We start from the raw sequence: 20768 nt of genomic DNA, 5'->3' as shown, positions 1-20768 counted from the left end.
AGGAGAAAACAACCAATCCACAGCATCTTAAACAGCATAGTCGAACCTATTGAAAAGGTAAAGAAAGACTATGACTAATACTAATAGTAGGAGAAAACAACTATGAAACTATTGTTTCTGGGAGCGTTTGGGGCAAATTACATACGTAATAACTGGCTTGAACCATTACGGGAGCTTTATGATGTTGTATATATCTCGGTCCCTTGGCTTTTTAAAGAGCACAGCAGAGAGGAAATAGAAGAATATATCTACGAAGTGATTCGCCGAAATAGTATTAAGTATATATTTGTATATTCTGATGGAATGGCTAATAAACTGAGTGACGAGTTCTATTCAAATATAAGGAAGTCGTTTTTTGTATTTACATTTCATGCAGATGATGAACCTGAAACGTGGTATCAGATTAACGAGCCTTATGACCATAGGTATGATCTTATATTTACTCATTCTAAAAGGGGACATCAAAGGCGAGAGCATAGGTTCTTTAATGATAGAAACTCTGTTTATCTTCCTTGGGGGTATAATGAGAGAATTTATCACCCTGTTAACGATACAATCAAAGACATTGACGTTTTGTTCATAGGGACTAATAAATTGACATCTGCCGGAACATATTATGAAGAGGGGGAGAGCAGACGAAATCAGATTGCACTTATATACAATTATTGTAAAGAAAACAATTATGTTTTTAAATTGTTCGGATATAAGTGGGATAGGGATCCGTTGTTAAAAGAGTGCTGGGAAGGCTTTGTGGATGACAATGAGATTTCAGATGTGATTGGACGAAGTCGTATTGTCCTTAACTTTGGCATGTCTTGCGAAGGCGGATACGAAACATATCAGACCAAGATCAGACAGTTTGAAGTCGGAGGTTGTAATGTCTTTCAGATAACAAATGAAAATCCAGAATTAAGAGAAATATTTGGAGATAATATAGGCTTTTTTGGAAATAGCGAAGAACTTATGGAGGTGTTAAAACATCATCTTGAGCATCCGGAAGAAGCGCGGGAAAAGGCTCAAAAAGTATATGATGAGTGCATTAAAAGCCACACGATGCAACACCGGATCAAAAAATTAATTTCTATTGCTGACAATATCTGTCCATGTAAAAAACAGTTAGATTCTGCACCCAAATCAAATATTGAGGTAATACGTATAAACAAGGATTTATCAATTGACAGCCTTATAAGTGCTGCTTTATCCCAGGTGAAGGACAGTAGCAAAGGGTATTGCTTGATTGCGGACCAGAATACCAGGATATTTGATTTTAATGAAAGTCTAATTAGCTCATTCCTTGAGGAAAAATATGATGTGATTCAGACAGATACATTTATTCGTTTTAGGAGTTTTAATCAAACAATTGATTCTGAGAGAGGTCTTGTGCCAGATGGAGAAACTGTACATCCGAGAAATATTGCTGAGGAAACCCTAAACATCGGATTGCTTCAAGACACATATTTAGGTTTTATAGATCAAGGTGTTTGGAAACCACTGATGAATTATGTTATTGCCAAAGACAAGCTTATTTCCGTATTACAACAACTTATAACGAATAATGGTTTATTCAGAGAAGAACTCAAAGTAATTAATTCACATATGCAGTTGCTGACTGTGGATCTAATGACTGATTTAGAGATTAAGGATAATTTTTCACTAAAGATTGTTGATTTGCTTAATGCTGCGGATAATGGGAAAAATGTTGTGTTCTATGGGGTAGGCGGATATATGTATTCTAGGATTTGCACTGCGATAGCGCATAGAGGCAAATCAGAAAACATTGCTTTTATTGATAACGGAATGGTTGGAAATGAGGTGACGCTGGGAGATAGAGGAGAGATCAAAATGCCCATAAGAGGGGCAAGAGATCTCGAAGAAGGTCAGATTAAGGCAGATATTATAGCTATTACGGCATTGTTTGGAAGTGATGCACTTATGAGAGAGTTATCAGCCTATCATCCGCGGTGCCTGGTGCTGCCTTTTGGGAACTTGAATCATACAAACTGGAGGTATTTGCATAATTGAAGCAGAAAAAGATATTTATGATTGGAATGCTTGCAATTGAATATGTTCGCCAGAACTGGCTTCAACCAATGTCAGAAATGTATGATGTTACCTACGTATGCGTTAGCGTTTTAAATCGTGTTATGACCAAGGCACAGGTGACAGAGTATTTATTGAAAGCATTGGATTCTGATAAGTATGATTACTTGTTCGCCTATCCAGATGGTTGTCACCAGATGTTTTCAGATGTTTTTTTTCAGGAAGCTAAGAAACGATTGCCGGTTATATCATTCTATTCTGATGATGAACCTGATAAATGGATGAAGAATAATCTAAAGTATGATTATCGAAGTGATCTGATAGTTACCCATTCTGCAAGGGCATATGATTACCGAAAACAAGCCGGTTACGGAAGAGGGCTGATGCGTGTGCAATGGGGGTATAATCCGAAATACTTCTATAAAACCAACGAAGAAAAAGACACCGATGTAATTTTTATGGGTTCAAATTTTTACCGTTGTGGAATGTATATATACGATGGGAAGCTACGACAAAAGATATTGACCGAGGCTTACTCATATTGCAAGGATAATGGTTATAGTTTTAAAATCTATGGCTCTAAGTGGGATAAACATCCAGTGCTAAAAGAGGCGTGGGGCGGTTTTGTCTCGGACAAGGATATTGTTCACGTTATAAATAAGGCAAAGATAGTAATCGGGCTAGGGTACACGCAAGATAAAAAGCCCACTTTTCATACAAAACTTAAGCATTTTGAAATAGCTGGGTGTGGTAGTTTGGAATTGGTGAACAAGAATCCGGATTTATATAGTATTTTTGGCAATAGTATGCCTCAGTTTAGAACTGCCAAAGAGCTATGCGATAAGATTGGCTATTATCTGGAACATGAGGAAGAAAGAGAAGAGCTGGCATTAAACGCATACAATATATGTAGAAACTCTTGTACCATGAAAGACAGAATAGCACAGATTCTAGATTATGCAGACAAGTGCTTTTATAAGAATAGTATTGATGTGACATCTGGCTGTAAAACTGATGATTGCAGAGTTGTGGTGAAAAGCTTTGTGCAAAAAAAGAAGGATGTTGATTATAAAGACATCTTTGAGTATTTGAAAAAACCTGAAACAGGTGTGACTCATATTCAGATATTAGATTCTAATACAAGACAGCTTGATTTTAATAAGACATTAGCAAGAGGAGAAATCAGGCCAGGAGAAACATATCTTTGTGACTCCCTTTTTTCGCTAAGTAACAATTCTGGATATGATATATCCAAAGAACAGAGGAGGTGCCTTGATGACAATGCATGGTTGGTTAAAAAGGGTATTGCGCCTAATTCTGTATGGTACGATTTCTCAAGGGATAATTTGAGTGGATTTGAACGAAATGGTAGATTCTTCCCGTTGAGCGGATATCTATTTGATATTAATAGCGCTGGTAAGTATCTAACAGATTACTTGGATGGGAATTACAAAAGATTTGAAGGCGTTAATTATTCAGAGTGGATTCTTAATGATATAAGAATTATCAGTGATGATGAAAAATATAAAAACAGGGAAGCACGCGCTGTAAGAGAGTTTCTGGAGAAATGCACTAGCGAAAAGCTTGTTATTATTTGGGGAGCGTATGGAGATTTGACACAGCAGGTGCTTAAGGCGCTTTGGGAAGCTGATACTCAATGCTCTGTTGCATTTGCGGATAAGAATTCAGATCAACCATATATTGACCTAAAACATAGCGATAACTATGACAAGTCCAAGCAGAGCTATAAGGTTCCGATTATCAACTCAGCAGAAATACTTGATGGCAATCATGTTCATCCATATGCAGTTATTATTACAGCAGTATATAGTGGTGAATCCATGCGAAATATGCTTAAGGAAAGAAATAAGGATTGTTTTATTTTACCTTTATATGATTTGGATGATGATATATGGAAGAAGGAGGGCATTATGGTATGAAAGTATTGCTGGCGAATGCACCATGGCATTTAACGAGAAATGGCAAGATGTACTTGGGGTGTAGAGCTGGCTCAAGGTGGCCTTTTTTACAGGATTATCATGGGTCTATGATATCATCTTATCGCCCATTTCCATTCTTTTTGGCTACAGCCTCTGCGCTTTTAAAAAAGAATGGTTTTCTTGTGAACGTTAGAGATTCAATAGCCATAGGGGAATACTATGACTATTTTTATAGTTATGTAGAGGAGTGTAATCCGGATCTCATTATGCTCGAGGTGGCAACGCCTAGTATCTACAATGATTTAGAGGTGGTAAGACGAATAAAGGAAATACTACCTGATACAAAAGTGGTTTTGGCTGGTTTACACGCACCAATAGCAGAAAAGGAATTCATGGAGGAGAATCCCTTTGTTGATTTTACGATATACGGCGAATATGAACATCCCTTATTAAAATTGGCTATCAATTTAGATGAGGGGCGTGATTTTGGTGATGTTCCCAATCTGCTATACAGAAATGAAATGGGGAATATCAAAAAAAATAATAGAGAGAGATTGGTGCCTTTAAATGAATTGCCATGGCCGGATAGGGATGGACTGCCTACTACATATTATGATGGGAGCGGTGGGATGCCCGGTTTGGAATTGCAACTCCAGACCACCAGAGGGTGTCCGTATCACTGCAATTTTTGTGTGTGGCCACAATTAATGTATGCGGGACCAGAGTATCGTATGAGGGATCCCAAGGATGTTGTTCAGGAGATCCTTGTGAACTTTGAAAAAGCGCCTTACACACACTTCTATTTTGATGACGACACAATTAATCTTAATAAAGAGCACTTTTTGGGGCTATGTAAAGAGATTAAGGCTAATGGATTAGACAAGTATCAGTGGGCTTGCATGGGAAGAGGTGACCTGATGGATGATGAGATGCTTCAGGCCATGAAAGATGCAGGTTGCTATGGCATCAAGTATGGTGTTGAATCATTTAATCAGGACATACTTGATAAAACGGGAAAGGCACTTAATATAGAAAAAAACATTGAGAATATTAAAAAGACAAGAGCACTAGGAATTAAAGTTCATCTGACCTATTGCCTTGGCTTAATGGGAGACACCAGAGAAACTGTGGAAGATACCATAAAGAAGTCTCTGGAATTAGAAGCAGATTCCAGACAGTATTCTATTGCAACTCCATATCTTGGAAGCAAGCTTTGGCAAGAATACAAGGAAAATGGGCTTCTTGAAACGGAAGATCTTAGCATGTTTGATGGCCTGCATACAGCTGTTGCAAGACATGAGGACCTACCTCCGGAAGAACTTATGCGCATGCGTGACGAGGCAGAATTAATGAGCAGCATGGAAATAGCAGGACGTTTGCAATCGCCATTCGCTACTGTGGTGTTTGAGGAAAAGATAGTTAAGAATGTAGAAGGTGCAAAAAAAATACTTATTACGGGAACGGCTCAAAGGGCACTTGTTAAGCGGATATGGAAGATATTGACTGAAAGGGGGATTACCACAAATATACTTACTCATGAGAAATATCTTCCGGAGTACGAAGATCTTCCTTCTGACTGTTTAATATCATTTTTGGATCCTACTAGCTTTTGCCTTAATGATATGAAAAAACTCACGAATAAACTTAGGGCTAATTTTTACGATTGCGTAATTATTCCAAGCAGAAGCTATTCAACAAGTGGAATGGAAAATGTAATTGAAGTGGCACAGGATATATCTGACAACATTGTTATGACATATGAAAATGCAGAGGTTGGAAAAGTGTGATGCACAGTAAAAACCCTGAATTTAGATATTTTTATGCTTGGGAAAAAGAAGGGATAACGTATAGTAATGCTGGATGCCGAGAAATCACAGACAGTAAAATCATTATTTTTGGCGCGGGAAAAGGATTGCTACGTATTTCTCCTGCGATAATACGCAATGTGTCTTATATAGTCGACAATGACCATAAGAAAGAAGGGTGTATTCAGCATTTGTATGGGAAAAGCCTCAAGATAGTAGGGGTGGATGAACTTGCCTGTGAAAATGTAGCTGAAATATTCGTTATTATATCTTGCATAAGCATCCAATACATTAGAGAGATAGAGGTTTTATTATTTCAAATATTTGATTCGGACCGGCTTTTATTTAGTATTGGTGACGAAAGAGTTTTTGTATGGTATCGGGATATTTACACATTGTTTTTGTTTGAAGATAGTATAGGAATGCTGAGATTAGAGATGAATGGATAAAATTGCGTAATACTAAGAAATGGCTAGTGCTCTTTGGCACAGGTCATAGATGCACTGACATTATGAATTGGTTATATGGTTCAGATGTGCTATTTGATGGGATAGCAGTATCTACATTATACGATAATCCTAAGGAGATAAATGGCATAACATGTAATCTTTTTTCTTCTTATCCTTCGGATAGTACTATGATTATTACTTTGGCTGATAAAAATGAGGCCAAACTTATAAAGAATCTTCTTCTGAGACATGGATTTGAGGATATATTTTTTGTAGACAGAAATCTGGAAATATTTTCTTCAGACGAAGATTGTTAAATGCCAAAATAATGGTATTAGGTGGCACTTGTCAGCCAGAAGCCATCAGTAACTATTGAACAGCGACTTGAGAAGTCTCACGACAGTACATATGAGCAGCTCAGAGACAAGGTGGGAGATTAGGAACAATATGAAATCCGGAATTAATTGTAGTGAAAGAATAGTTATGGTTGGACCTCCATATGAGTCACAACGCATAGAGAATTTGATGCTTCGGGCTGGATGTCAGATAGATGTTGTTGCGTACTGTGAGGACACCCGTAGCCATCACATGATACATGAGTTAAGTGGGAAAAAGGTTTGGTCTTATCAAAAGGCTATCGATGCATATTTGAATAATGAGATAGACGCATTGTTCATTGATAGTCTTAGCTTTGCTGATGACGTGAAATTGGACAATCTTGTTGAGTGGTTTGGCAGGAAAGGCGTGGATAAATTATATGTTCCGCCTGCAGTTGAGTTTAAAAAGCCTTATTTTGATGATATTGATATTCTCTTTAACTTAGAAAGACAGAAATACAGGACGCATGTGCAACTGATGGTCACTAATCAGTGCAATATGGGATGCATGTATTGCAGTCATTATATACCGCTAGCTAAGACTGTCGAGATATACACTGTTGAACAGATTAAGAAGGATCTTTCTAGACTTTCTGAACTAAGCGTGTATCTTGATGAAATCCATTTATTCGGTGGGGAGCCATTTTTACATCCTGATTTGCCTGGTGTGATTTCTGCATGCAGAGAGATATATCCTAATACACAGATCAGAATCTGTTCTAATGGGATGCTTATTGAGCGTCAGACTAAAGAACTCTTGGAATTATTGGGCAGAGAGCGAGTGTTGTTGGCAATTACTCAGTATAAGCCTATGGAAGGAAGAACTGATGAGATGATAGACACATTAAATTGCCATCATATCAGATTCTTTATTAATCCTGAATCCAACATGTTCTACAAAAAATTCACTTTGACCCCTCAGGACATTGAAAAGGCGGTTATGTGCTGTCCGGAGAAATTTGCCACGCACATGTTCAATGGCATGATTTCAAGATGTCATTTTCCTACTGCTGCAAGATATTTTAATGAAAGATTTACAGACAGGAAATTTGATGTTGAGAGTAGTTTCATGGATATACATAAGAATACTGCGGAGGAAATATTTGCATTTTTGAGAACTCCGAAAGAGTCTTGTAAGTATTGTATGGACAAAACGGAGTGGGTCCCATGGAGAAGATGTACTGAAGCGGATAAGAATAATCCTAATGGCTGGGTGATATAAGGGTATCATGATTGAGATTGGGTGTTGGAATGGTTTACGATATCGGATTAATATGCTTCATGAATTTAAATATTGGTAATAACCTAACAAACTATGCACTCTACAAGTATCTTTCTGAAAAGGGTTATTCTGTATTGTTGGCGGATGTTAGGAATTATTCGATGTTTCTTGATATGGACAGATTGAGGAACTTTAAGAATAACCCTTATCCAGACGCGGCAATATCAGAAAAAATACTAAATAATGGTGATGTAGCTTGTTTGAACGAGATGTGCACTTTTTTTGTGACGGGCTCTGATCAGTTGTTTCGCTTTCTGTTTTTGGAAATGACAGATTACAGGACTGTTGATTCAGGCATTGGGAGTTATAAATATAAAATTGCATATGGTACAAGTTTTGGCGAAGACCACTTTGAGGCAAACGAATACAATACATTAAAGGCCAAGTATTATTTTAAACGATTTCAGCAAATATCCGTTAGAGAAAAGAGTGGGCAAAGGCTTTTAAAAGAAAAGTTTGATATCGATGCGGAAGTTGTTCTTGATCCGGTGTTCTTGTGCGATAGGAAAGATTATGATCGGATGGCTGAATCCGGAGATGAGAGTTTAGAGAACGCCAAATATGTTGCATCTTATGTACTAACCATGACAGCAAATAAAGAATCAGTAATTAGGAGCGCTTCAAGTGAATGGTCAGATGAGAATAGCGTTACTATGTTGAATGCTGAAACAGATGGAGGAATCAAGTATAATGGCAGCCTTAATGTCTTTAGAACGCCTTCTGTAGAAGATTGGTTAAGTGCCATTCGTAATAGTGAATTTGTTGTTACTGATTCATTTCACGGAGTATGCTTCTCGATTATTTACCATAAGCAGTTTTGCGTTATGTTTGAGAAGGAAAATGTTGGTGGATGGACAAGACTTCAGAACATTCTAGAGTTATTTGGCCTTGAAGATAGATTTGTTAAATGCGAAGCAGACTATAAAGGAAGGGAGTTTTACACTAATAGAATAGATTACGATGCCATAGATACGAAGCTTAATAAACTAAAGCAGAGTAGTATAAAGTGGTTTGATGTTGCGCTGGGTAGAGCTGGTTCATACAAGGCAGATATTTGCGAATATGATCTGCTGAGCGAGCATAGAAGTGAGTATTATCATACTATTAGTGAGTTTGAACATGCATTAAAGATGCATGATGAGAGCTTTACAGAGCTAGCAATTGAACTGCGTAAGATACGGTCGGATATTTATCTGTCGAGAATTAGTTCTAACATTATTGACACGGATTCTTTATTGTTGAGGAAACAAAATACTATGAATCATGATATGACGGTGATTGGTTGGGGAACCGGCGCTTGCTTTAGAAGAAATATTGATAGAATTATTGAAAGTTACCCATTGAAATACATATGTGATAACAATCCGAATAATTGGGGCATTGAAATAAAGGGAGTAAAGTGTCTTTCGCCAAAAGAGGTTCAGGGATTTACGAATCCATTTGTTGTAATAATGGTAGATAGCCCTGCTGTAACAATGGAAATTGCAAGACAACTCTTAGAAATGGGAATATGCAATTTTGACCACGTTGTGAATTGGCTAGAAGCTATGGGATAAAAAGAGAAAATGAGCATGAGAACATTATCGGCCCTGTGTGGGTGTGCTTTTGATAAGTATATATGGTTTGCTAATAATTCTGGTAACGGACTTTACCGCATTGAGGTTGAGAAACACAATGTTGATTTTGTCATGTTCTTTCCTGGGGAGGAAATGGAAAAACCATTTCTTTTTAAAAGATGCTTGAATTACAAGCATTATTTGATTTTTGTGCCAGAAAATGCAGTGGGCATACACGTTTTTGATACTAGTATTTGCGAGTTTGTGAAAGTGGTTAAAATAGAGGACTATTTTGGCTATGATGGGGCTAAGTTCTCGGAAGCATTCGTTGTTGAAGATAAAATGTGGCTGTTTCCGTTTGGCAAACGCAAGCCAATTTTGCTGGCTTTTAATCTTGAAAGCATGGAGTTAGAGGAATGCCATCCTTTTGAAGATGCTATAAGAAAATACATCGACTCGGACACGGGGTGTTTGTTAACACGAGCTTTTATAAAGGATGGAGTGATATATACTAACATTTATGATAGTAATTCTTTGATCAAGTGGGACATACAGCGAGAGCAAATGGAGAATTCTGAAATTCCGGTAGATCACATCTTTGGTGTTTACAAGAGTGATGGTGGCATATGGATTAACCAGGTGAATGGAGCAGATATGTTTTTATGGAATCCTATTAATGGATTGGTAAAGAAATATACTTCTCCATATTATGATTCTGAAAATAAGCATGTAATTAATAAGATTATGGAAATAGGGGATGCAGTATACGCCATACCATCGATGGGAGAGCATATCTTAATGATAAGCGATAAATCAGAGTATGACATTGAAAGTATTGCAAATATTGCTGACTTGGTGTCATTCAATAATGATATTCCTAAAATGCTCGAAATGATTGTCTATAAACATAAACTATGGTTGTTAACATTGTCAGGAGGAGTTTTTTTTAATGTTGATTTAGAAAACAATGAGGTAAACAGAATAAAGCTTCCTGATTCAATATCAATAATGGACTACGAATCTAAAAAGAAGGTGCTATTGCTACATACAGATGAGATGCGCGATGCATTGAAAGGAGTATTCTACGAAACAGAGAGTGTTGGGGTTGATGTATTTGTTCAGTATATAACTAAGATTGGCAGATAGGAATTTAATAGGTGCGAATTGTTATGAAAAATGGTTAATTTATGATGAAAAAACTAGAGAGATTATTAGATCAATACGAACGCGTGTTATTAATATCCGATAATGCAATAGAAGAATGGAAAAGGTGGATCAAGCTCATTGAGCGCTATTGGGGGCGGAATCAAAAAAAGGGATTATGCATTGCAATTCATGATTCTTATAAGCAATTAGTTCCTGATGGGATGAATTGTGAATATCTTTCCGAAGAGGAAGTGGTGGAATGGGAGAGCTTATATCGTATGTATGAGTTTTCTGACAGATTTATTATTTTGGGATTGGTAAATGAGGTGGGTAATCTTCTCAATTATCTAGATAGCAATGTTATAAGCGAGAAAGAATGTGCAGATGCTTTAAGTAAGGCGCTTATTAAATATGAATAAAAAGTTATTATCAGACAAAATAGCAGAAATTGAATCTGATCTAAATATGAGTAATAGAAACATCTTTTTGTTTGGGCATTGTAATGCGACAGAAATGGTGATAGATACACTGGTTGAAAGAGGATATTCTGTATGCGCGATATTGGATAACAACAAAGAAAAGCATGGTTCAGAGTATAGGGGGATTGCAATCGTTCCTCCGGATAAAGTGCTTGAATTATCTGTAAGAGAGGAATCAATTGTAATTATAGCCAGTCGTTTTTTTGCGACAATGAAGGCACAGCTTAATAGTTTGGGATTTGCTGGTGATATTATTAGCTTGGTGGATTATAACAGTTTTGCTGAATATTCATTATCTCTCGAAACGAGAAACCGGATGAATGAACGTATAAAACGCGGAGCACAGCTACTTTGTATTCTAAATGAGCAACACCCCGATGCCTTTTTTATTATATGCCCATTTAGGGCCTTGGGCGATGTTTGCTTTGCAATGGAGTATTTGCCGGCATTCCTGGCCAAACGAGGTCTTGAGATTGGAAGATGCGTTGTGATAACTGTTGGTGATGCATGTGCCGATGTTGTGAGACTATATTTGGATAACACTGTAATTTCATGTAAACAAAATGAAATAGATGAATTGTCTCAAGCATTGATTTATGCGCGAAAAGATAATTACTATATAGCTCATCAGGACAGACCGTATGTGGTAAGGCTTCATAGCGCATTGTATGTTAAGTGTATTCCGCTTGAGAAAATATATTGTTGCGGTGTATACGGACTTCCTGTCGATACCGTTCCTGCTAGGCCATCTAATGGGGTAAACTATTCTGAATTAGATAAAATACCACGCGGAAAATCTGTTATTATATCCCCTTATGCTAAATCTGTTATTGAACTACCTACAAACATGTGGGAACGTTTAGCTGAGGAGATGAAGAAAAGAGGAATGGCAGTTTTTACAAATGTGGCGATGGATGAACAACCAATTGCTGGCACTATTGGTATATCTCCTAGAATTCTAGAAATGCAATCTGTTGTAGAATGGGCTGGGCACTTTGTTGGAATACGAAGTGGATTATGCGATGTGATTCGATATGCGGATTGTGAAAAAACAGCATATTATCCAGACTATCTCTATGGTGATACTAGATGGAAAGCCATAGATATGTATCGTATTGATGGTTGGAATAATATCATGGTTGATAAATATGGAAATGAGATGCAATAAAGGGAGCAGTGATAGCCAATGAGATTCGACTACTTAATTATTGGAGCAGGAATAACAGGAGTCACATTATGTAAACTTCTTAGGGAGAAAGCAGGAAAAAGTGTTCTTGTCTTAGAGAAAGAAACAGAACCTGGTGGACTTTGTAGGACTGTGAAAATAAACGGCCATATCTTAGATACTGGGGGTGGACATTTTTTTAATACAAAACATCAGGAAGTCTTTGATTATGTGTTCCGATATCTCCCTGAAAGTGAGTTTAATTATTTTGATCGAGTATCAAAGATAGAGCTTAATAATACAACGATTGATTACCCTGTAGAATCAAATATATGGCAGCTGCCTATAGATGAGCAGATAAGCTATCTAATATCGGTTGTGCGTAATGGAGAATCTGCAAGAGCTCCAATTCCGACCAATTATGAAGAGTGGATAAGATGGAAGCTTGGCGATAAGATATGTGATACCTATATGATTCCATATAATCAGAAATTGTGGGGAGTCTTGCCGGAAGAAATGGATATCGACTGGCTGTATAAAATCCCTAGAGTTGATGTGGAAGAAGTGCTGCGCTATTGCTTGGAGAGAAGACAGGATGTAAATAAGTTTCCTGCGCATATCCATTTTTATTATCCGAAGGAAGGCGGCTTTCAAAGAATATTTGATGCGCTTGCTGATGATGAGAGATCATTTATTAAGTGTGGTGAATGCGTGAATAGTCTTCAATTTAAAGAGGGGTATTGGTTGGTTAACAATAAGTACGAAGCTAACTGTGTTGTTAATACTATTCCTTGGAGCGATTTATACAATGCCTTAGATGTACCAGAAACGCTCGAAGAAGATTTTAGACTTATACGTTATAACAAGATAGTTGTTTCGCTTTACGAACAGAATTACAACTGCAATTGGCATTGGCGATACATTCCTAATATAGAAAAATCATATCATAGGGAGTTCTATATTCCTAACTATGCAAAAGATAGTAAGGCTGGCGGAATATACTATGAGACTAATGAGAAGAGGTTTGATGCTTATGAACAATATGCTGACAAGCCGGCATTGCTGCAAGTGAAAACAGATGCGGCATATCCCATTCCGGTAATTGGACATGCTAAGGCAATTAAGAATATATTGGAGCATTACTCGCATATTGGTTTGTTTGGTGTGGGCCGTTGGGGGCAGCACCAATATCAGAACGCGGATGTTTCGATGCATGAGGCAATAAAGTTTGTTGGCGAGATCTAGACAAGGAGAGTTCTCATTGAATATTGATATGTTTATATTTCCATACGAGCAGATAGAAAAACACTCGAAGATTATTCTCTACGGGGCTGGTGTTGTCGGAAAGAGTTATTATGCTCAGTTGCAACATAATAATTTCGCTTCTGTAGTTAAGTGGGTTGATTCAGAATATTCTAAATATCAAGAACAGGAACTAGATGTAAGTTGTGTGGATTTTGATTATTCTGGAATTGCGTTTGACTATACTGTTATAGCTGTTGAAAACCCTCATATAGCGCGGGAAATAAAAACGTTTTTGATTGAGCATGGATGTCCGGAATCCAAAATAATTTGGGACAAACCTCGTGTTGTGAAGTGTTTCTCAGAAAAAAAAGAAGATCCTTATTTATGCGGATATTCTGCAGAAGAGAATGTTCAGATACTGATATCTCTTTTAAAGCAGACTAACATAAAAAAAGTTGTGCTGAATCCTGGTACAACAAACCTTTGCTTTTCCATGAGCGTTCAGCATGATGATTTTTTTGAATGTTATTCCTGTATAGACGAAAGAAGCGCGGCGTATATGGCATGCGGAATGGCAATAGAATCAGGTGAGCCTGTTGTGCTTAGCTGTACAGGGGCTACGGCGTCAAGAAATTATTATCCTGGGTTGACAGAAGCTTTTTATAGGAAGATACCTGTGCTGGCTGTCACATCATCACAGTTTTTTGGATATGTTGGTAATTGTGTTCCGCAGGTTATTGATAGGAGAACGATTCCAAAAGACATAGCGAAGATAAGTGTAAGGCTGAGCATACCGCATACTGATGATGAAAGATGGTATTGTAATCAATTGGCAAATAAAGCTATTCTCGAGCTATGTCATCATGGCGGAGGACCGGTTCATATTGAATTGGAGACATCGTATAGTAATGACTTTTCAGTAAGGAAACTGCCTACAGCTAGGTTGATAAGACGAGTGGAAAAAGGCGACTTATGGCCTAAGCTGAGCGCGAAGAGTGTGGCAATTTGTATTGGTGCCCACAAGCCATTTAACAAAGATGATGAAAAACTAATTGAGGTGTTTTGCGAAAAGTATAACGGTGTGGTCCTGTGTGATTATTTGAGTAATTATGATGGGAAATATGCTATTTATCCTTCATTGATATTATCCGGTAAAAAAGTTAAGTTTGATGGAAGGGAACCGGATCTTTTGATACACGTTGGAGAAGTTTCGGCCTATTCATGCAATGGAATGCGCCCCAAAACTGTTTGGAGAGTGAATGATGATGGGGAGCTTAGAGATCCGTTCAAAGCATTGAGTATTTGCTTTGAAATGGATACATCAACCTTTTTCAGGCACTTTAGTGAAGAATGTGAAACGACAGAACAGTGTAAGCTTTCTTACTATAAACAGTGGGAAATGGCATATAAAGAATTGACACTTAGTGAAGATATACCTTTTTCTAATGTGTGGATTACTCAGATTATTAGTAATAAACTGCCGTCAAATGCGATTCTTCATTTAGGAATACTTAATACCCTAAGGTGCTGGAGTATGTTTAGACCGGAAAAATATATTGAGGCTTATTGTAATACTGGAGGCTTTGGTATAGATGGATCGCTATCGGCATGTATAGGTGCCGCAATAGCTTCACCCCAAAAGTTGTTTTTTATGGTTATTGGCGACTTGTCGTTTTTCTACGATATGAATTCACTTGGAAATAGGCACATAGGTAATAATCTAAGAATACTACTAATCAATAATGGGCAAGGAGCAGAATTTAGAACGCCAGAACATCCTGCTGAAAAGTTTGGGGAAGACACCGATCTTTATACTGCTGCCAGCGGACATTATGGAAAACAATCGAGGAAACTAGTAAAGGGATTTGTTGAGAATCTGGGGTTCAGATATCTATGTGCTGAAAACAAGGATGATTTTATTAAAAATGTAAATGAGTTCGTAGATACTGAAGCAATTGCTCAATCGGTGGTTTTTGAAGTGTTCATTAATCATTATGATGAATATAAAGCTCTTAGAATATGCGGATTATAAATGCTTTGATGTGTTTGATGAGGTGGAATTTTTGGTTCATTAACGAAAGGAACTATTGGCATGGCGCAGAAATTTCTTTTAACAGCATCAATGATGTGTGCGGATTACGGTCACCTGGCGGATGAGGTTCAAAGGCTTGAAGAGGCCGGGATAGACTCTTTTCACATCGACATAATGGATGGCCGGTATGTGAACAACTTCGCTATGTCACTATATGATATGGCGTACATTGCCCGTGCCACGAAAAAACCATTGGATGTGCATTTGATGATCGAGCACCCTAGAAATAACATAGATCTTTTCCTTGATAAGCTTAGACCTGGGGATACTGTGTACATCCACTCGGAGGCGGAATATCAGCCATCGACCACTCTGCAGAAGATAATCGATGCCAAGATGCATCCGGGAATTGCTATAAATCCGGGTACCAGCGTGGAGACTGTAGAGCAGATGCTTAGAATTGTAGATCATGTTCTCGTGATGGCTGTTAATCCTGGTAATGCCAGCCAGATGTTTTTGCCGTATGTTGGTGAAAAGATAGAACAGCTTATTGCATTGCGGAAAAGGATGGGCTTTGAATTGTTCTGGGATGGAGCCTGTGGAGCTGAGAGGATGCAGGAGTACGCGCCATTGGGTATAGACGGATTTGTTCTTGGAACGACCCTTCTATTTGGGAAGAACACTCCTTATGGCAAAATTATACCAGCGCTGCGGGAGTTGAACTTTGACTATCTTAAAAATGAAGGGTAGACAGAAGATAGGAGGCCTGCCATGACAATCGCCATCATCCTCGCCGGAGGTACCGGCAGCAGAATTAAATCAGATATCCCCAAGCAGTTCATCGAGCTTTCAGGCCAGATGATGATGATGCATGCACTTGCGCCCTTTGGCGAGAGTGACATGATTGACAACATTCAGATTGTCGCTGATGAGAGCTGGCGGGAGAAGATTGAAGATGCAATCTTTGAGGATCCTGAGAGTGCGGTGGCTGAGAAGTTTCTAGGATTTTCCAATCCCGGTGAAAACAGGCAGATGTCTATATATAATGCCATGAAAGACCTAAAGCAGATCTTTGATGTGGCCCGTACTAACGATGACAGCGCAAATGTCAGCGCGGATGCAAAAGAGAATGCTGACTGCTCTAAGTTCATGGTTCACAGCAAATTCAAAGTCATCGACAATATCATCATTCACGACGCTGCACGCCCATTCGTTACAGTGGAGAACATTGACGAGTGCATCAGTGCGCTGGATGATCACGAAGGAGCAATGCCGGTTCTTCCTATGAAAGACACGGTGTATTTCAGCCGCACAGGTAAGCGTGTTGACGAGCTTTTGAATCGCAGCTGCATATTCGCCGGGCAGGCGCCGGAAGCCTTCCGCTTTGGTAAGTATATGGAGGCGAATGAAGCTCTTTTACCTGATAAGATCCTTATGATCAAGGGCTCTACAGAACCGGCAATTATGGCAGGACTTGACGTGGCTATGATTCCGGGGGATCAGAGAAACTTTAAGGTTACGACTGATGAGGATCTGGCAAGGGCTAGGGAAATATTGGGGTAAAACGGGAATTATTAGTCGAAAAACAAACACTTGTTCGATTGATTCGTATGTGCTATTATTCATCTACCAGATATGAAAACGGGGTGGTATTTGAATGGAGACGAATATAGCACAGGCAGTTGATATTACTTATGACAGGGCGAGGTATGACGAGAGCGTAAAAGAGTTGTTGGCGGATAAACAGATTCTTGCCAGAATTCTCAAATACACTCTTGATGAGTTTAAAGATACAGATATTAAAACCATAATATCTAATATTGATGAACCAGAAGTGTCAAAGGTTCGGCTTGAACCAGGACATACTAACACTGATAAGATCAAGAAAAGCTCGGAAGAAGATAGTGTCCCGGGTGAAGGGAAGATATTTTTTGATATTAGATTCTCTGTATATTGTGGTGATGATCTTATAAAAGTGCTTATTAATATTGAGGCTCAGAAGAGTTCTGATGTATCGAAGTTGGGTTATCATCTGGACAATAGGATAATTTATTATCTTGGGCGTATGATCTCGTCTCAGAAGGAAGTTGAGTTTACTAAGTCTGACTATGACAATCTGAAGGCGGTCCGAAGTATATGGATCTGTATGGATGCAGGCGACAACGAGGATTCGATAATTCGGATGAACTTTACGCAAGAGAGTATATTTGGGAGCAGTATGAATCTTCCCAACATAGATAAAGTGCAAGGTGTTATAATTAGGCTAAGAAGTAATGAAAATTCCGGAGAGTCCAAGAATGCTTTGATAGCTATGCTGGAAGAACTTCTCAGGAAAGAAGAAGCGAGTATTAAGAAAAAACATCTCTCCGAAAGATATGGCTTGGAGATGACCACAGATACAGCAGAAAAGGTGAATGTTATGTGTAATTTGAGTGAAGTTGTTTTAGAGAAGGGCATAGAAAAAGGAATAGAGAAAGGCATAGAAAAAGGTATAGACTCTACTATAGAGAACATGCTGACTTCGGGGAGTTTTACAGACGAACAGATTTGCGTTGCAACAGGCAGAAACATGGATTACATCATTGAGTTTAAAAAAGGACTCGGAAAGAGGTAAAAGCTGAATGTAAAGGCGCTGCGTAGGCTGCGCCTTTTGATATATGTTAGACATGAATGACAAAGCAAACACTACCATCCACTTATTGAGGAGAGCATGAAGGCACAAATCTTATATGGCATAGGAAATATCAAATATACAGAAACACCGATGCCTGTTCCGAATGAGGAACAGGCGCTCATTAAGGTGACCAGATGTGGCATTTGTGGCTCCGATGTGCCAAGAGTGTTCAAGACCGGTGCGCACAACATGCCGCTTATTCCGGGGCACGAGATGACCGGAATTGTGGAAGAATGCAAGGCAAGACCTGAGCTCGTTGGGAAAAGAGTGGGTATTTTCCCGCTGATTCCCTGCACGAAATGTCCGCAGTGCCTATCGGGGCACTACGAAATGTGCGAGAACTACAATTATCTGGGATCGCGCTGTGATGGCGGATTTGCGGAATACTTGGTGGCTCCGGTATGGAACCTTCTACCGATACCTGATGAGATTTCTGATGATGAAGCGGCAATGATGGAGCCCATGGCTGTGGCTGTGCATGCTATAAGGCAGGTTGGACTACTAGATAATTCTACGTCGAAGGCTGCAGATTCCAATATAGTTGTCTGCGGACTTGGAACCATCGGGCTGTTCGTGGCCATGTTCTTAAAAGATGCAGGCTATCGAAATGTCTTTTGCATAGGAAATAAGGACGTTCAGCGGGATAAACTCCTGGCTATGGGCTACGAGCCTGATCATTTCTGCGATGTAAGGCTTCGTGAGCCTGAGACTTACGTCCTTGAGATGACCAATGGTAAAAGAGCTGACGTCTATTTTGAGTGCATCGGCCGTTCTGAAAGTTATGAGCAGGCTGTGAAATGCGTCGGCCCGTTGGGCAGAGTAATGCTGGTTGGCAATCCGGCGTCGGATATGGAACTGACTCGCCAGACATACTGGCAGATACTGAGAAATCAGCTGACCCTTAAGGGGACCTGGAACTCAGGATTTAGCGGAATAGACGGAAGTGGCGATGATTGGCGCTATGTACTAAAGCGCCTGATTAACTGGAGCATGGACTTCAGGCCATCAGAACTCATTACGCATCGCATCGGACTTGAGCAGCTTCAGGACGGACTGGACATCATGCGCCGTAAGTCTGAGGAATATGTAAAGATTATGGTTAATAAGGAGGTTACACCATGAAAATCTGGGCACACAGAGGATGCTCGCAAATGTATCCCGAGAACACACTTACAGCCTTTGAGAAGGCCATGAATATACCGCACCTTGCCGGAATTGAGCTGGACATTCAGCTGACAAGCGACGGGGAGCTGGTGGTGATCCACGATGAGCGCGTAGACCGCACCACTGATGGCTTTGGCTACGTGCGTGATTTTTCGTTAAAAGAGCTTAAGGCGCTCCACATCTACGCCGGCAAAATGAAATCTGAAACCATCCCTACCATGAAAGAGGTTTTGGAGCTCCTTGCGCCGGAGCTGAAAAAGGACCTGCGCCTCAATATAGAGCTGAAGACCAGTGTTTACAACTATCCAGGAATTGAGGAGAAGATCGTGAAGCTGGTTGGAGATATGGGCCTTGCAGATTCCATCGTTTACTCCAGCTTCTATCCGGAATCACTGGTGAAGGTTCACGAGCTTGAGCCGACTGCCAAGCTGGGCGTTCTTGACGACCTTCTGTCTAACTGCCTGTACAAGGCCATCGGACTTGAGTCCCTTTGGGATGACATAGAGAAAGGCAGCATTGCCCTTCATCCGGGCGGAATGCACCTTGACCTTCCTGTGGAGAAGCTACAGGGCCGCACTGTACGCGCCTGGTTTGGAGGACATTTATATCCGGAATTACCTACCGGTAACAAGATGTCTTTTGACAAATACGAGGCAGCAGGCGTTACCGATGTGTTCCTGAACGAGCCGGAGAAGTACCTGTAAGACAAAGAAAAGGGCTGATACAGCATATGGAAAACTTTGATGTTGATTGGGGCAAGAACAATAACAATAACGATAACAAAAACAGCGATACCCTGAACATGCAGGTCTCATTGGCCTGCAAGAAAGACGGTCAGAAAGTCGTATATGTGACCTTTTCCGATGCCACGCGCTTTGCCGAGGGCGAGATCCCCAGCTGCAAGATAACCACAAACCGAGGCTTTACGTCGGAAGAGGTGGCCAACTTGGAGCGTTACCTCAAAGACAACATGGATGAACTAAACAAAACCGCCGCTGGGATTGATCCCATAAGGGCACTATTCAAGTAATCAAATATCATAATCCAAACGCAAAAGGAGCAGCCCCAAAAAGTGAGGTGACCCCCAAAAGTTAGACTTTTAAGCGTAGCAGTTTTATGGCTGCTACGCTGTTTTTATGCAGCCAAGAGGTTGAGTCTATACTGGACAGGACTCATCCATCCTAGTTTCTCTTTAATTCTTTGTTCGTTGTAATACTTTATATATCGCTCTATTTCAGCTTTCAATTCTTCGTAACTATAATAAACTACTCCATAATAGATTTCTTGCTTTAGCAGTCCGAAGAAGTTTTCCATTATTGAATTATCAAGGCAATTACCTTTTCTAGACATGCTCTGGAAGATACGTTCTTGTTTTAACCGCTGTGAATAAGCCTTCATCTGATAAGCCCATCCC

19 protein-coding genes are annotated in these 20768 nt (G+C 39.4%); 18 read left to right on the top strand and 1 reads right to left on the bottom strand.

Going from position 1 to position 20768, the window contains the following annotated elements; translation table 11 throughout:
• The first annotated feature begins 102 nt into the window (after nucleotides 1–102).
• The 18 genes from G589_RS0117255 (at nucleotide 103) to G589_RS20545 (ending at nucleotide 20384) form a co-directional block, all read left to right on the top strand.
• Nucleotides 103–2022 (top strand): glycosyltransferase family protein, encoded by a 1920-nt coding sequence (locus G589_RS0117255; RefSeq protein WP_026522996.1) that lies wholly within the window; start codon nucleotides 103–105, stop codon nucleotides 2020–2022.
• Nucleotides 2019–3980 (top strand): glycosyltransferase family protein, encoded by a 1962-nt coding sequence (locus tag G589_RS0117250; RefSeq protein ID WP_026522995.1) that lies wholly within the window; start codon nucleotides 2019–2021, stop codon nucleotides 3978–3980. Before G589_RS0117255 ends, G589_RS0117250 begins: the two co-directional genes overlap by 4 nt.
• Nucleotides 3977–5767, top strand: a complete 1791-nt coding sequence (locus G589_RS0117245; protein WP_026522994.1) for a B12-binding domain-containing radical SAM protein — start codon at nucleotides 3977–3979, stop codon at nucleotides 5765–5767. Before G589_RS0117250 ends, G589_RS0117245 begins: the two co-directional genes overlap by 4 nt.
• A complete protein-coding gene (locus G589_RS0117240) occupies nucleotides 5764–6234 on the top strand; it encodes a hypothetical protein (protein ID WP_155832579.1) in 471 nt (156 codons plus the stop codon). Before G589_RS0117245 ends, G589_RS0117240 begins: the two co-directional genes overlap by 4 nt.
• Before the next feature lie 62 nt (nucleotides 6235–6296).
• Nucleotides 6297–6551 carry a hypothetical protein gene (locus tag G589_RS22030; RefSeq protein WP_155832578.1) on the top strand — a complete coding sequence of 85 codons (255 nt, stop codon included), beginning with the start codon at nucleotides 6297–6299 and terminating at the stop codon, nucleotides 6549–6551.
• A 130-nt stretch (nucleotides 6552–6681) separates the two neighbouring features.
• Nucleotides 6682–7833, top strand: coding sequence for a radical SAM protein (locus G589_RS0117230; RefSeq protein WP_026522992.1), 1152 nt, complete (start codon nucleotides 6682–6684; stop codon nucleotides 7831–7833).
• Between the two features lie 29 nt (nucleotides 7834–7862).
• A complete protein-coding gene (locus G589_RS0117225) occupies nucleotides 7863–9449 on the top strand; it encodes a polysaccharide pyruvyl transferase family protein (RefSeq protein ID WP_026522991.1) in 1587 nt (528 codons plus the stop codon).
• A gap of 15 nt (nucleotides 9450–9464) precedes the next feature.
• Nucleotides 9465–10595: a hypothetical protein gene (locus G589_RS0117220; RefSeq protein ID WP_026522990.1), complete on the top strand. Its 1131-nt coding sequence runs from the start codon at nucleotides 9465–9467 to the stop codon at nucleotides 10593–10595.
• Nucleotides 10596–10636: 41 nt separating this feature from the next.
• Nucleotides 10637–11014 (top strand): hypothetical protein, encoded by a 378-nt coding sequence (locus G589_RS0117215; protein WP_026522989.1) that lies wholly within the window; start codon nucleotides 10637–10639, stop codon nucleotides 11012–11014.
• Entirely contained in the window at nucleotides 11007–12242 is a 1236-nt protein-coding gene (locus G589_RS0117210) for a nucleoside-diphosphate sugar epimerase/dehydratase (RefSeq protein ID WP_026522988.1), read from the top strand. The genes G589_RS0117215 and G589_RS0117210 overlap by 8 nt, the downstream gene beginning before the upstream one ends.
• A gap of 18 nt (nucleotides 12243–12260) precedes the next feature.
• Nucleotides 12261–13484, top strand: coding sequence for a protoporphyrinogen/coproporphyrinogen oxidase (locus G589_RS0117205; protein WP_026522987.1), 1224 nt, complete (start codon nucleotides 12261–12263; stop codon nucleotides 13482–13484).
• Nucleotides 13485–13500: 16 nt separating this feature from the next.
• Nucleotides 13501–15516 (top strand): thiamine pyrophosphate-binding protein, encoded by a 2016-nt coding sequence (locus G589_RS20555; RefSeq protein WP_051192547.1) that lies wholly within the window; start codon nucleotides 13501–13503, stop codon nucleotides 15514–15516.
• Between the two features lie 60 nt (nucleotides 15517–15576).
• Nucleotides 15577–16266, top strand: coding sequence for a ribulose-phosphate 3-epimerase (locus G589_RS0117195; RefSeq protein ID WP_035776541.1), 690 nt, complete (start codon nucleotides 15577–15579; stop codon nucleotides 16264–16266).
• A 21-nt stretch (nucleotides 16267–16287) separates the two neighbouring features.
• Entirely contained in the window at nucleotides 16288–17079 is a 792-nt protein-coding gene (locus G589_RS0117190) for an IspD/TarI family cytidylyltransferase (protein WP_026522985.1), read from the top strand.
• Between the two features lie 94 nt (nucleotides 17080–17173).
• On the top strand, nucleotides 17174–18130 hold the full coding sequence (locus tag G589_RS20550) for a hypothetical protein (RefSeq protein WP_051192545.1): 957 nt from the start codon (nucleotides 17174–17176) through the stop codon (nucleotides 18128–18130).
• Between the two features lie 96 nt (nucleotides 18131–18226).
• Complete coding sequence (locus G589_RS0117180; RefSeq protein WP_035776538.1) at nucleotides 18227–19312, top strand: galactitol-1-phosphate 5-dehydrogenase; 1086 nt, start codon at nucleotides 18227–18229, stop codon at nucleotides 19310–19312.
• A complete protein-coding gene (locus tag G589_RS0117175; RefSeq protein ID WP_026522983.1) occupies nucleotides 19309–20058 on the top strand; it encodes a glycerophosphodiester phosphodiesterase family protein in 750 nt (249 codons plus the stop codon). Before G589_RS0117180 ends, G589_RS0117175 begins: the two co-directional genes overlap by 4 nt.
• Before the next feature lie 26 nt (nucleotides 20059–20084).
• Nucleotides 20085–20384 carry a hypothetical protein gene (locus G589_RS20545; protein WP_242826477.1) on the top strand — a complete coding sequence of 100 codons (300 nt, stop codon included), beginning with the start codon at nucleotides 20085–20087 and terminating at the stop codon, nucleotides 20382–20384.
• A gap of 104 nt (nucleotides 20385–20488) precedes the next feature.
• Here G589_RS20545 and G589_RS0117165 read toward each other — a convergent pair.
• A partial coding sequence (locus G589_RS0117165) for an IS3 family transposase (RefSeq protein WP_026522981.1) occupies nucleotides 20489–20768 on the bottom strand: 280 nt, incomplete at its 5' end.

This window comes from Butyrivibrio sp. VCB2001 (assembly GCF_000423965.1).
Lineage (GTDB): Bacteria > Bacillota > Clostridia > Lachnospirales > Lachnospiraceae > Butyrivibrio.
This window is presented reverse-complemented; position numbering and strand designations above follow the sequence as displayed.

Bases quoted from the DNA above. Each gene is read 5' to 3' on its own strand.
- G589_RS0117255 (WP_026522996.1), top strand. From the start codon at position 103: ATGAAACTATTGTTTCTGGGAGCGTTTGGGGCAAATTACATACGTAAT.
- G589_RS0117245 (WP_026522994.1), top strand. From the start codon at position 3,977: ATGAAAGTATTGCTGGCGAATGCACCATGGCATTTAACGAGAAATGGC.
- G589_RS22030 (WP_155832578.1), top strand. From the start codon at position 6,297: ATGAATTGGTTATATGGTTCAGATGTGCTATTTGATGGGATAGCAGTA.
- G589_RS0117230 (WP_026522992.1), top strand. From the start codon at position 6,682: ATGAAATCCGGAATTAATTGTAGTGAAAGAATAGTTATGGTTGGACCT.
- G589_RS0117225 (WP_026522991.1), top strand. From the start codon at position 7,863: ATGGTTTACGATATCGGATTAATATGCTTCATGAATTTAAATATTGGT.
- G589_RS0117220 (WP_026522990.1), top strand. From the start codon at position 9,465: ATGAGAACATTATCGGCCCTGTGTGGGTGTGCTTTTGATAAGTATATA.
- G589_RS0117215 (WP_026522989.1), top strand. From the start codon at position 10,637: ATGATGAAAAAACTAGAGAGATTATTAGATCAATACGAACGCGTGTTA.
- G589_RS0117210 (WP_026522988.1), top strand. From the start codon at position 11,007: ATGAATAAAAAGTTATTATCAGACAAAATAGCAGAAATTGAATCTGAT.
- G589_RS0117205 (WP_026522987.1), top strand. From the start codon at position 12,261: ATGAGATTCGACTACTTAATTATTGGAGCAGGAATAACAGGAGTCACA.
- G589_RS0117195 (WP_035776541.1), top strand. From the start codon at position 15,577: ATGGCGCAGAAATTTCTTTTAACAGCATCAATGATGTGTGCGGATTAC.
- G589_RS0117190 (WP_026522985.1), top strand. From the start codon at position 16,288: ATGACAATCGCCATCATCCTCGCCGGAGGTACCGGCAGCAGAATTAAA.
- G589_RS20550 (WP_051192545.1), top strand. From the start codon at position 17,174: ATGGAGACGAATATAGCACAGGCAGTTGATATTACTTATGACAGGGCG.
- G589_RS0117180 (WP_035776538.1), top strand. From the start codon at position 18,227: ATGAAGGCACAAATCTTATATGGCATAGGAAATATCAAATATACAGAA.
- G589_RS0117175 (WP_026522983.1), top strand. From the start codon at position 19,309: ATGAAAATCTGGGCACACAGAGGATGCTCGCAAATGTATCCCGAGAAC.
- G589_RS20545 (WP_242826477.1), top strand. From the start codon at position 20,085: ATGGAAAACTTTGATGTTGATTGGGGCAAGAACAATAACAATAACGAT.